Here is a 13,084-nt window from a genome sequence, read left to right as displayed (position 1 = left end):
TATGCATTCATTCATGCCGTTAACGTTTTAGATTGTGAATGATTTGTATTATGAATGATTTGTATCGTGAAACATTTGCATCGTAAATGATTGGGATCGTGAATTATTTCTGCTGGTGCTTCTCATTACCTCCGCCCCGGATTTCTTATATTAATTCTGTAATCAGGGGTGAAATCCGGGGAGGTGATGCTTCCGAAGTGAGCCGCCCTATGGAAAGCATTTAAATTGACGCCTTACCGGGACGATCAGCGGCAATTTTTCCATCGGGAGGGCGTTTAGCTCCGTCTAATGCGTGTCGTTCTTGGTCTTAAGCGAGCGAGTTCCTCACTGGTGAGTTGTCTAGTATAGGAGCGAGGGGAAGATCCTGTATCTACCCTCAGCACCCTGCCTGCCCCGTTGGGGCGGGCTACCCGTGTGTTGAATACCTGCATGGCCCACTGCACTGGAAAGGCTATGGATAAGCGACCATCTGCCGTGCCTGCATAATTAACCGCAGTTGCATAATTATCAGACTGTCTGAGCCATACAGAGCCAGAATCCCCGGGTAGTGATACAGGAGTCGTACCTCTAATAACCGTCTGATCTTCGAAGGTCAGTAAGCCCAACTCTCCACCATAATTGATTTGAAGGTCCGTATAGACGGACTCTACCGTGCCATTGACCCGCCCGGTCGTACGCCCTACCTTCTTCAACCTATCCCCTATGCGATAAGCGGTCACATGACCCGGAATCGCTCCTACTGTGGCATAACGCGGATTGAGCAGGCTGTTACGGGTCGGAAGCGAAAGCGCCCCATCAATCAGGTTCGTTCCGGTGGGATTCAAGCGTACGTAACGATATAGCCGTCCTATACGATCCTGAGCAACCGTCCCCCCATCGGCTCCGCCTGGCTGAATTGTAGCCTCCCGATTGTCTGTATTGGAGGGATTGAGGACATGGTTGTTGCTAAAAAGATAACGTGTAGCCGGCGCTCCAGTTGGGGCAACGATGAGTCCGGTTGTACCGGAGCCTTCAATCGTCCCGACACTGTAGCCGGCGATGACCGGGCGTATGCGCACTTTGTAGTCCGTAGCATTGGCTCTGATCTTTCCAGTCTTTACAATTCGGACTGGAACGTTCGTTTTCTTTCCTAATGCGGTGGCCGACAGGAGTCCAGTAGAGGCCGACGCTAAACGGTCCGTGTACACAATGACAGCGGCTCCCCTTTTGGGATGGGCAGGGTCCCTGTATCCTACGCCAATGCCGTGGACACCGGACATTTTTAAGACTCGCTTGGCCATCCGCTTTTTCACTTGAAGCGCGGCCGAGAAGGTAGCCAACATAATCATCTCCTTTTACATTCAGATGAAATATTGTATGGCTAAGGCCGCTTCGCGTTCCATTTGACCTTACGATCGCTGTATTGAAAGGCATATGAAGACATACCATAAAACGGTATACTTATTTCCAAATGGATATCTTATCACTGGATTCTGATGTTCAAGGAGGTACTTTATGTTTTCAATCACGTTGACATACAGCATACAAGCAATTGCAATTTTACTAATTATCTTTGAATTGTTGAGAAAAAACAGAAAAAAAGTAGGCTGGGGATCACTTTCACTGCTGTTATCTCTTCTTGGCATGGCCGTTTCCTTTGAATTTGGCGAGTACATATGGGGAGACCAGTTGCTTTCCTTTTTAGGACTGCCCGCATGGTCCAATCCTGTCGATAATACTAGGTTTCACTACACCATTTATCTATCCAGTATTTTTTTCATTCCCAGTTTAATCATTGGATATAAAAATCCTAAAGAGTTTGGAGCTACAATCGGAAAACGGGTTTCTAGTATATATCTAACTTTGATCATCATTTCGCTTTTGTTTTTTATTATAAGTATTTTCTCGAAGTGAAAATTGGATCTGCGTCGTTCCAAAACAAAAGCCTTCCTTAATTATAGGAAGGCTTTGGTATTTATGTCATGGGGATGATGGGAAGTATGATCCGCCTACCCACATCTCCACCTTATCCCTTAACCGCTCCCTCCGCGATTCCTTCCATAATGAATTTCTGAAAGAATGCATAGATCAGGATAACCGGGATGGAGGTCAGCACGAGTGCGGCCAGGATAAGTGACCATTCCTTGTTGTACTCTCCAAACAGCATATTGGTCGAGAGAATCAGGGTGTAATGGTTCACATCCGTCAGCATCAACAATGGAAGCAAAAAGTCATTCCAAATCCACAAAAAATCCAAAATCGCGATAGTAACTGTAATCGGCAGCAGCAAAGGAAATATAATGCGAAAGAACGTCTGAAACTCATTACAACCGTCCATTTGCGCGGATTCTTCCAGCTCACGCGGGATGGATTTGACAAATCCATGATACAAAAAGATCGCCATATTCACACCCAAGCCGATATAGATCAGGGCCAAACCGTACGTACTACCCTGAACGGACAAATCTTTTGCCATTCGTGTAAGCGGTATCATAATGGAGTGAAACGGCACCAGCATCGACGCGACAAACAGGAAGAAAATCGCACTGCTCAGTTTCCCCTGTGTACGAGACAGCTTGTAGCCTGCCAGCGCCGAACAGATCACAATGCCACCAATGCCGATAAAAGAAATAATCGTGGAATTCAGAGCGCTGTTTAGCAAATGAGTCTGATGAAAAGCCTGACTGTAATTTTCAAAATGAAGCTTTGTCGGCAGCGCTGTAAAGGATGCAAACATCTCACCCTGTGTTTTAAACGAATTAATTACCGCCATGTAGATCGGGAAGAAGGACACGACTGCGCCCACGCACAAAATCAGCGTAATCAGCAAGGAATTGGCTTTCTTCAACCTCATGCCTCCACCTCCCTCTTCTTCATGACACGCAGCTGAATCAGGGTGAAAATGAGAACAATCGCGAACAAAATAACAGATTTGGCGCTCGCATAACCATAACGGAAGTTGTTGGAGAACGCCTCCTCATAAATGTTCATCGTAATCACCTGTGTACTGCGTCCCGGACCCCCGCCAGTCAAGCCGTATACGACCTCATACACCTTGAAGGCACCATTCAGCGTCAGGAAGAAACAGATCGTAATCGCATGAGTAATCATCGGCATCGTCACACTTCGCAATGTCTGAAATGCGTTCGCCCCGTCAATAATCGCAGCTTCCTTCAAGCTTTGTGGCACGCCTTGAAGCGCAGCCAGATAGATGATCATCATATAACCGACACCATTCCAGAGCGACACGATAATAATAGCGAAGAAAGATACTTTCGGATCGCCCAGCCACGATTGGCCCAAAAAGGCGATAGCCGTCTTTTCGGCGATCTGTGGCAGCACGGAGGAAAAAACGAATGTCCACATAAATGCGCTAATAATGGTACTGATCATATTGGGCATAAAAAATATCGTCCGGAAAAATCCTTTGGTACGTGTACGCGACTCAATCAACACTGCCAGTGCCAGCGCCAGTACATTTTGCAGCACAATCATGACGAATACGTATTTAAGGGTAAACCAAAGGGAATTGAGAAAATCGGGGTCTTCTTTCAACGATTCCACAAAGTTCCCCAAGCCGATAAAGCTGTAATTGGGATTCAATCCGTTCCAGTCTGTAAAGCTGTAGTACATGCCGCTGATCGTTGGAATGAGCAGGAAGATGGCATAAAAGATCAGCGCCGGGGCTGTAAACGCCAGTAGCATGACGTATTTTTTATAGATTTTAAAAGGCATGGAGTCTCTCCCTCCTGGTGTAATTCTGTAGGTTACCGTTACTTGTTCACTTTGTTATACGATTTCCATGCCTTATCCAGCGCCTTAATGACATCATCCTGCGAGAGCTGACCCGCATAATAGGATTGTAGCGATTTGCCTGCCTCGTCCTTGACCGCTTGCGGGATCGATGGATCTTGGTACGACTTGCCTGCTTTTACGTATTCGGTAGCGTCATTAACCCAAGGATAGCTTTTAAACGTATGCACTTTGGAGATCGGGTTAAATTTCAATGCTTCATAGAACGCACTGGAATCCTTGTCATCCAGCACATAGTTAACAAAATCGAGCGCAACCTCCTTATTCTTGCTTGTAGAGGATACAGCCAGCGAAGTCGAAGTGGACAAATTAATCAGTGTCGCATTGGGATCGTCATTGATCGGCAGCGGTGCTACCCCAAAATCCATCTTCGGATCCGATTTTAAAATCGTTTCTGCAAACCACGGTCCCTGAATCCACATCGCCGCTTTACCCGAGGCAAACGCAGCCGATCCATCATCCCCACCGATTTCCAGCGCCTTGTCCGTACCGTTACTATTCACCAGATCAATAATATCGAACATGCTTTTCATTTCGGAAAAAGAGCCTTTATCCTGATTCATCCGGTCGATAAAATCCTTATTCTGTGTGTTCATCATCGCACCCGTTGTCAGCGGCACGAACAGCTGTGGAATCCAGGATTCCTTGTAGGACAACAGGAACGGTTTCACATTATTCGCTTTCAGCTTCTCGACCACTGCCTTCATTTCGGTTAACGTTCCCGGCGGCTGCAAATCCAAATCCTTAAATATCTTTTTATTGTACAAGTAGCCCCATGAGATCGTCTCCAAAGGAACCGCTACGACCTTTCCGTCTTTGGTTGTTACCGAAGGCTTCACACTATCCATCAATTTGTTAACAAAAGGCTGACCGGACAAATCCTCCAAATAGCCCGCTTTATAAAACGGAGGGATTTCATTCACCGCGTGCAATGCAAATACGTCCGGCGCATCGTTGGATGCGAGTCTTGTCTTCAAAATTTGTGCAGCGTTGTCCGCAGGCGGCATCTCCAGTTGAACCGTAACGTCGATATTTTTATCTTTCTTCTCTTTCGCTACGAACGCATTAATGTATTTATCGTAGTGCTCCTTCAAACGGGGCTGAGCAATAAACATTTTGAGATTCACCGTTTTGCCGTCTCCACCGGAACCGCTGCTGTCACTGCCTGAAGAATTCGCTCCACACCCGGCCAATAACGTGCCAACCAGCATTGTGCTCAATACACCTTTCCACATTTTCATAAAAAATGACCTCCCCTATTTTGAAAATAACTGCTACCCACCGGCAAATCAGTTGTTATTCAAAGCAGCTATGCCGCCGGTCTTCAACCTCTATTCAGCTCTGTGCGAACTTCCTAAAGGCCAAATTCCTTTGTACAACTTGTTTTGTATACGCTTTCATTATAGAATGGGAGGTCACTTCTGCCATTGGACACCCTTAGCTTATTGGATTGGACTTTTTTAAACTTCCTTCCTCATTTCACCGGGTGCCATGCCAAAATGCTTTTTAAATACCCGATAGAAATAAGACACATCCTCATATCCTGCCATCTCCGCAACTGCTTTAATTGAAACCTGTTTATTGACCAGCCATTCTCGCGCCTTTTCCATTCTTCGCCCTACAATATAGTCCGTTACATTTTGACCATACTCCTGCTTAAATACCTTGCTCATATACTCCTTGCTCACAAAAAAGTTTTTCGCCAACTGCTCCAGTGTAATCGGCCCAGCAAAGTGACTGTCGATATATCGCCGTACCTCTTCTAAATTCAGCTTGTTTTTGTATTTCCGCTGCCGAATGAGCTGATCCAGTTCCTGAACATAGCACGACGATACGAATTCCAACGCATGTTCTACAGAGGATACGGCATCCTGCGACAGTAGAGATCCTGCCTTTGCCGTAGAAGTATCCAGCCCGTTATCCGCTGCCAGCTCTTTCAGCAGGGAAAGAAGCTCCTGCACTAGCCTGCCTAGCATAGGTGGACTCGGCGCTCCATAACTCTCCAGCTCCTGCATAACCTGTCTGCAGGTTAGGTTCACCCCGTCACAGTTCAACTCATTAAAATAAAGACGCAGCAGTTGCTTATACCGGGTCAGCTTGTGAAAAAACTCATAATCCAGCTCCGTCGCTTCTTGCTGCTGTTCAGCAGCCTTGACCTCCAGATCGTTTTTGCATTTGAGCAACACTGCATTCAGCTCGGCAGGATTGACTGGCTTTAACAAATAATCGACGGCCTTGTAACGGATGGCATGTTTGGCATACGCAAAGTCATCATATCCGCTCACGACAATGATTTTTACATCAGGACAATGGTTATTTAGCGCTTGCAGCAGCTCCACTCCGTCCGCACCCGGCATGTGCATATCCGTAATCACAATATGGGGAGCTAACTCCCCGACTAGTCTGAACGCCTCGTCTCCGTCCTCAGCCTCACCCACTACCCACATTCCGAGTTTTTCCCATGTGCCAAATGTCTTCAGAATATCGCGATTCCACGGCTCATCGTCCACAATTAATACTCTGATCATACTTTTCCCTCCTCTGCTGAGATGAATGGAATGCGGATGGTAACACGTGTACCAACACCCTGCTCACTATCTATCATCACTCCGTAGTGCACTCCAAAATTCATCCGTATGCGTGAAGACACATTGCTCAATCCGATATGACTACCCTGCGCCCAGATCGGTTCCTCCGACGCGTTTTCCAGCTTTGCCCGTACCTTTTCCAGCTTGTCCGGGGTCATGCCGTTTCCATTATCGCAAACCGTAATACACACATCTTCTCTCATAATCTCCACTCGAATTCCCATTCGCCATGCCCCTGCCTTACGGTCAAGACCGTGCTGAAACGCGTTTTCTAACAATGGCTGAAGCGATAGCTTAGGCAGACGAATATCCATCGCCTGTTCTTCCGTCTCCACCTGAAACACTAATCTTTGTGGAAATCGACGTTGTTGGATGCGCATATAATGCCCTACATGGTCGAGCTCTGCGCGTAAAGAGGCCAAATCCTGAGGCTCCCGTACCACGTAACGGAACATCTCACTCAGCGACCGAATAACTTCATAGGTGTCCTCCGGCTTTTGAGAAAATACCATACTCCCGATCATTTGCAGTGTATTTTGCAGAAAATGTGGATGAATCTGTGCCTGGAGCGCTTTCAATTCAGCCGTCTTTTTTTGCAAATTGATACTGTATTCCGTCTGGATATGCTCGCGGATTCGGCCTGCCATCCCATGCAGACTTCTTTCCAGCAGTCCTATCTCATCCGGACGTGTACTTGGCTGTCCAACCGGTCCTTTGATCATATCCAGCTCCTGTACGGAACGTGCCAAATGAACAATCGGACGTGCAGTCCGCCATGCGATGAAAACGGCAATGCAGATGGAAACCAGGATTGAAATCACGCCGACGATGATACCATACAGCATGGTTGAAAAGGCGCTGTGGTTAATGGAGGAAGTGGGTACGATTTTGACCAGCTTCAGCCCAACTACATCCAGATCATTATAGAACACATAATGTTCAGCAGTTTGAATCATCCCGGGGCCCGGCTTAACGTCACGCAGAGCTGTCAGCACTCCTGCAGGAGGAGGCGACTGAAGAGCCTGTGCTGGATACATAACCCTGCCATCTGCATCTGTAATCAACACTTGATGCTGATCCCCTCGTCCCAGCAGGCCCAGCGTCTGATCGAATTGAGACCACAATACATCCAAAGAAATAGCTCCCGTCTGCTTTTGGTCTTCAAAACGCCGAATACTGCGCGTCAGAGTAAAGCGTTCCGGGTCAGTAGAGCTTGGGCGAATCAAATAATCCTTATTCGCTTGCCACATCTCGGCATACTGTGGGGGAATACCGCTCACCGTCGTAATTTCATTTTGCATGCTATTGAAGGTAAACAAGGTTTGCGATTGCTTCGAATAAAGCTGGATGCCGATCACATGACTTCCGGCCGAATAATACACATTCGCCATCGTATTCAGCATTTTTCGCTGGGCATTAAATTGGCTTGAAAGATTGTCAGGCTCGCGCTCATTCAAATAATCGCTCAGATCAGGACTGATCTGAATGCTGTAAATCAGATGATTCAGACGATCTAGCTGATCGCTGATATAGATCCCCGTCCATTTCATATTGGACATGTTCGTCTCTACCACTTCCGTTTCCATGGAAGCTCTGCTTTTCTCCGCAGCCAGCACCGTGACAGCAATGACCGGCAGCACAGACAAAACAACCATCGTCAAGATCAGCTTGAGCTGAATGCTACGTCGATACGGGGCCGTCAGCGCCCGGAACCAGCGAACTGCTCGGGTTGGCATAGCGATGCACTCCTCTTTCAGCCATATGCGAAAACGCCCCGCAATTCGCAGGGGCGCTTCATGTACCGGATACTCCCGGGGAAAACCTATATGATATTATTCGTAAGTTGGTTTCAGCTCATTATTCATCATTTACGCTTCTTCGATAATTATAACACCCCAAGGCTCTAATGGAAGCGTTTCTCCTTGGGTAACCGCATGCTCCCCAATCAGCTCCTTGCCGTCTCCATGCGGATAGACCACCGAGCCTGCTTGTTCAGAATAGTTAAAATAGTACCGGATTGTCCGTCCTAGCTCATTCGTGCCGGATTTAACAATGATCGGATAAGACGTTTCCTGATCCAGTCCCCATACTCCTGCCTTTTTGGCTACAGAGCTGAATAGTTCGCGGATGACCGCCGGGCTGACGATACAGCCGATATAGGTCGCTGTTCCCTGACCATAGCGGTTTTGCGTAATTGCTGCATATTTGCCCCAATGCGGGTGATCGTAATAGGCCAATACTTCGGCGGTCGTCGGGGTAATCAGCTCCATCCACGTATCTACCTGATTGTCCTCTGGTGCCACCCCAAAAGGATTATTCTTAAGCGTCACTTTCTTCGGCTCCACGAACAAGCTGTAATGAATGCCGCAGGCTTCGCTAATCACGCCCGGCTGTCGGGACGTTCTCACCTGCACATGCTCGTTGGTAAATCCGCTTCGGAATGTGTATACTACATGACCACCTTTTTCCACATATCGGTTCAGCTTCTCCAGTAGTGCATCTGGGGCAGAATAGAGAACCGGGACGATCAAGAGATCATAGTCGTCAAACGATTCTGTACCTGGATGAACAATATCTGTCCCGATATTCAGTTTATACAACTCGTCATACAAACGACGTACGATGTCATTGTAATTCAACGGACTACTCATATTAAATTTAAACCAGTCAATTGACGTCAATGCTTCGTTGCTGACCAGAATCGCCGTTTTATTATTTTTTTTCAAGTTGACCAAATGCGGAGACAATCTTGCAAAATCCTTCCCTATGGTCTGTGCTTCCTCATACACTGGATTCGGCTCAAAATCATGGCTCAGCAGACCCTTCCAGTAGGTTTCGAAGGAATTATGGATGGAATGCCAGTGCCAGTATGCCACCATATTGGCCCCTGAAGCCAGATGGCTGAACGCTTGCAGACGCAATTGCCCCGGATAGGGAACCCAGTGGGTAAAAGCCTGCGCTTCCGTTTCTAGCACTAGATAGTTGTTATTTTTCGTCGAACGTGCCACATCGCCACCGAAGGAAATTTCAATACCAGTCAGGTCATCCTGTGATGGATGGTAAATATCCACCCCAGTCACATCAAAGGCTTGCGATGCCGCAAAGTGATCCACGTCTGGCTGAACACCAAAGGAATGACCTCTCCATTCAAAATCAAAGTTTTGCGTAATAAATTGGTCCTCCCGCTTATATTCCTTCACCAGCGCGACCTGCCATGCCAGAAAGTCCGTCACCAGCTTGCGCTGGAATTGGGAAAAGGCTGCGCCCAAACTTCCATTAATCGTTCCGACCACTGAAGGAAAGTCCTCCCAGCTATTGATGCGATTACTCCAATAGTCCAGACCAAATTTGCGGTTTAGCTCCTCCAGCGATTCGAACCGCTCTCGCAGATACTTTACAAATTGCAATTGCACATTAGGCCCACTCGTGTTGTAATGCTTGGTCTCATTATCCGTCTGAAAGCCAATGACCGCCGGATGCTGACTCACCCGTCCGATCAGCTTGCGTATGATTCGCTCGGCATGAAACAGGTACACCGGGTTCGTAATGTCCATAATCTGGCGAGCACCATATTTGCCCGGCCCTTGAGGCGTTGTCGCCAATACATCAGGATGCTCCTTCACCAGCCACGTGGGTACGGCATAGGTGGGCGTCCCCACAATGGCTTCAATGCCCGCCTTATGCATGGCGTCCAGCACCCGATCCACAGAAGTAAAATCAAACACGCCATTTTGCGGTTCATGCGTACTCCAAGTGGATTCCGCAATCCGCACCACGTTGATGCCCGCATCCTTCATCATTTGGATATCCTGGTCCAAACGGTCATATGGCATATATTCATCATAATAGGCAACACCGTACAGTAGCTTTTTCATCAAGTCGTCCTCCAATTAGGTTCATCAGGATTTTGCAAAATTCGATTCCAGCCACTCCGAAGATCGGAGCACTAAGTGCATTCCATATACGGGCTAGTACAAATAGAGTACTGATAATTGAAACAGATATGTCAACATAATCCGCATCACTTTCAAAATGTCTATATATAAGCACTTTCTTTTATATAAAAGCTTATACAATAGTATTTGTAAGCGCTCTTTTATTATAGTTAAATGTTAGATACAATGAGATTGTCTAAGCGGTGTAAAATTTGCCCTAATCGAAGGTGATCTGATGATATTAAATCCTGATGTTGATCCATCTCTATTTCATGATTGCCAATGGCTGCCCATTATTGACTGGAATGTGAAATTTTTTGGCGCCCATATTCACCGGGTCCAAGCGGATTGGTGCATGCCGGAGGAATCTCATATCGGTTTTGAAATTGCACTCATTTTAGAAGGTCGTCAGGAAACGATTATGGAAAATAACGTATATTCGGTTGGAGAAGGTGATATTTTAATCATTCCGCCGGGTTTTAAACATGTGAGTCAGTGTGTTTCCCCAAACGGCATGTACTATTTTAGCTCTCATTTTAATGTCGATGATCCATTATTCCGTCAGGAAATGATTAAAAGCAATCAGCTCTTTTTTCCGGCGGGTACTGAAACGAATGCCAAGCTGCAAAAGGTTGTTCATAGCTGGATTGGCATGGTGCGGGAAAGCGGAGAATATACGACAGCAGACCGTTTTCGCATGCAGATTGCCTTATTTGAGCTATTCGGGATATTCTCGCAAATGATATCTACCAGTTTGGAGCCCAGAATTGCGCCTTCATCCGTTCAATATGCCAAAGCCATCATGGAAGCTATTCAATCGAGGTTTAAGCCTTATCGGGAAGATGAATCTGGCGAGCAAGCGTTCCGACTTGAAGATGTGGCGGCTTCTCTCGGGATCAGTCCTGGCTATGCCCAGGAAGTGTTCCGTAAGGTATACGGCTATTCACCACGTCACTATCTATCGGAGACCAAGTTGCATGAAGCTAAGGTGTTGATCCAGCAGGCCAATCTACCACTCAACAAGGTAGCTTCCCTGCTCGGATACTCCAGTCTGGCTCATTTCAGCAGACAGTTCAAGCGCTGGACAGGCACCAGCCCACTTAAATACCGCCAAACGTTAAAGCCGATTACTGATGAACAAAGGATTAAGATATAAGGACGGAGTGTAAAGGCTCCTCCGTGTTATTCAACAAAAAAAGAGCGTGACACCGAATATTGCGGTTGTCGCGCTCTTTTGACTCTATTTTCTATAAGCTGTACCCGTTGCCTTAATGATCTAAAATCTTGACCAAGCTCTCATCATCGGATCACAGCCTAATATCCCCTATATGCTGGTGCACCACATACATCATCCCCATCAGGAATACGGCCAAAGCCAAGTAACCGATGCCGAATTTCCAGCGCGATGATGCGGGTACTTCGTAATACTTATCATTTTCAAACGGAATATAATCAATCCCACACAGCAATCTGAGCTGGTACGCATCCGGCGTCGGTATATGTTCCACACCGTTCAGCCATACATCCTGGACAAGACACTGCTGTGGCAGCAGAAGTGTCTGCTCCACATCCAGACTTTCCATATACACCGTCACATATTGCTGCCCCTCTAAATCCGAGTAGGTATTAAAAGATAATCTGCGCGTGTGCTCCGGTCCAGGCAGCGGATATCCTTGTTCATACAGATGCTGTACGTTCACCAGTGGCTTTTGCAAAAAGGATTGGACCTTAGCCTCTTCTTTATTGCGTTTAACATATTTTTTGTACAAATCGTAGGCAAAGAACGCCCATATCAAGAAAAATAAAAAGGATTTTAAATATACTACGACTACAATTCCACCCAATAGACCCACCAGCCACAGCCAACGCGTCACTGCCGTGGAAATCCGTCCTCCGTCGAGCGGATGAATCGGCAGCAGGTTGATCAGGTTCAGGAAAAAGCCGACATACGAGAGCGCATACAACAGGGGACTGTCTGTTGCATAGGCTCCTGCGTATACTGCCATAGCCCCAATCGTCCCCAGTAACGGGCCGCCCATGGCCACATAAGCCTCTGTCTGCGCATCCAAAGGTTGACGTTTCATGGTGATCAGCGCACCGAGAAAAGGAATAAATAATGGTGCTGATACGGGAAGCCCCTTGCGCTTGGCGGCCAATACATGTCCCAGCTCATGTACAAACAACAGCAACACGAAGCCGACCGCAAATCCCCACGGGTAAATGATCGCATATGTGCTAATCGTTATCGCCATAGATATCAGCGCACCGCCAAATTTACTGAATTTTAAAAGGGCAAGTAACGACTTGCCTTTCAGAAGAAGCAATGCTGCTGCACTACCAAGGTACCATTTGGATGAGCCGGATTTGGAATCGGTCTTTTTCTCTTCATTTTGCAAAAGTATCCGTCTCCTTTCTCTAACACTTCCATTGTATCCTGCTATGTGCAGCTTGTAAAAACTTCTCTACCTTCATTACTGTACAGCGTCTGTACGTTTCATCAATTCAACATACTGAATTAACTCTGCCTTTTGTTGCTCTAAAGTATGAATTCTGTTCGTTAACCCGACAAAAAAGCTTCAATTTGGTCTCTGATAGCATTGGCCGAATGCCCAGTCCATTCATGCAGACGCCCATATAATACACGTGCCGCTTGTTCATCTGTGCGAAGTTTGGCGAGTAGCCAGGTCAGCTCCTTTTCGGCAAGCAATAGCTCTTCCAGTTCGACCCGTAATTGTCCGTTCAAATTACTGGCCACCTCCTATGTATTCA

11 protein-coding genes are annotated in these 13,084 nt (G+C 46.8%); 2 read left to right on the top strand and 9 right to left on the bottom strand.

What is annotated here, in order from left to right; genetic code table 11:
- Positions 1–275 precede the first annotated feature (275 nt).
- A complete protein-coding gene (locus tag NSQ57_RS03465; RefSeq protein ID WP_342425632.1) occupies positions 276–1,322 on the bottom strand; it encodes a hypothetical protein in 1,047 nt (348 codons plus the stop codon).
- 172 nt (positions 1,323–1,494) lie between these two features.
- On the opposite strand from NSQ57_RS03465, the gene NSQ57_RS03460 reads away from it, so the two are divergent.
- Positions 1,495–1,893, top strand: a complete 399-nt coding sequence (locus NSQ57_RS03460) for a hypothetical protein (RefSeq protein WP_342425631.1) — start codon at positions 1,495–1,497, stop codon at positions 1,891–1,893.
- 112 nt (positions 1,894–2,005) lie between these two features.
- On the opposite strand, the gene NSQ57_RS03455 is transcribed toward NSQ57_RS03460, so the two are convergent.
- From NSQ57_RS03455 to NSQ57_RS03430, 6 genes are all read right to left on the bottom strand, one after another.
- On the bottom strand, positions 2,006–2,833 hold the full coding sequence (locus NSQ57_RS03455) for a carbohydrate ABC transporter permease (protein WP_029515843.1): 828 nt from the start codon (positions 2,831–2,833) through the stop codon (positions 2,006–2,008).
- A complete protein-coding gene (locus NSQ57_RS03450; RefSeq protein WP_029515844.1) occupies positions 2,830–3,714 on the bottom strand; it encodes a sugar ABC transporter permease in 885 nt (294 codons plus the stop codon). Before NSQ57_RS03450 ends, NSQ57_RS03455 begins: the two co-directional genes overlap by 4 nt.
- A 38-nt stretch (positions 3,715–3,752) precedes the next feature.
- Positions 3,753–5,033 (bottom strand): extracellular solute-binding protein, encoded by a 1,281-nt coding sequence (locus NSQ57_RS03445; RefSeq protein ID WP_342425630.1) that lies wholly within the window; start codon positions 5,031–5,033, stop codon positions 3,753–3,755.
- A 219-nt stretch (positions 5,034–5,252) separates the two neighbouring features.
- A complete protein-coding gene (locus tag NSQ57_RS03440) occupies positions 5,253–6,320 on the bottom strand; it encodes a response regulator (RefSeq protein ID WP_342425629.1) in 1,068 nt (355 codons plus the stop codon).
- Complete coding sequence (locus tag NSQ57_RS03435; RefSeq protein ID WP_029515847.1) at positions 6,317–8,116, bottom strand: histidine kinase; 1,800 nt, start codon at positions 8,114–8,116, stop codon at positions 6,317–6,319. Before NSQ57_RS03435 ends, NSQ57_RS03440 begins: the two co-directional genes overlap by 4 nt.
- Positions 8,117–8,248: 132 nt before the next feature.
- On the bottom strand, positions 8,249–10,255 hold the full coding sequence (locus NSQ57_RS03430) for a beta-galactosidase (RefSeq protein ID WP_342425628.1): 2,007 nt from the start codon (positions 10,253–10,255) through the stop codon (positions 8,249–8,251).
- Positions 10,256–10,550: 295 nt separating this feature from the next.
- Here NSQ57_RS03430 and NSQ57_RS03425 point away from each other — a divergent pair, with 295 nt between their 5' ends.
- Positions 10,551–11,471, top strand: a complete 921-nt coding sequence (locus NSQ57_RS03425; RefSeq protein WP_342425627.1) for an AraC family transcriptional regulator — start codon at positions 10,551–10,553, stop codon at positions 11,469–11,471.
- A gap of 151 nt (positions 11,472–11,622) precedes the next feature.
- On the opposite strand, the gene NSQ57_RS03420 is transcribed toward NSQ57_RS03425, so the two are convergent.
- Positions 11,623–12,711, bottom strand: coding sequence for a site-2 protease family protein (locus NSQ57_RS03420; protein WP_029515850.1), 1,089 nt, complete (start codon positions 12,709–12,711; stop codon positions 11,623–11,625).
- 161 nt (positions 12,712–12,872) lie between these two features.
- Positions 12,873–13,058: a hypothetical protein gene (locus tag NSQ57_RS03415; RefSeq protein WP_340884302.1), complete on the bottom strand. Its 186-nt coding sequence runs from the start codon at positions 13,056–13,058 to the stop codon at positions 12,873–12,875.
- Positions 13,059–13,084: the final 26 nt, after the last annotated feature.

It is taken from the genome of Paenibacillus sp. FSL L8-0502 (assembly GCF_038593055.1).
GTDB classification, from domain to species: Bacteria; Bacillota; Bacilli; order Paenibacillales; family Paenibacillaceae; genus Paenibacillus; species Paenibacillus polymyxa_D.
The sequence above is the reverse complement of the archived record's forward strand: the minus strand, read 5'-3'. Positions and strand labels throughout refer to the sequence as shown.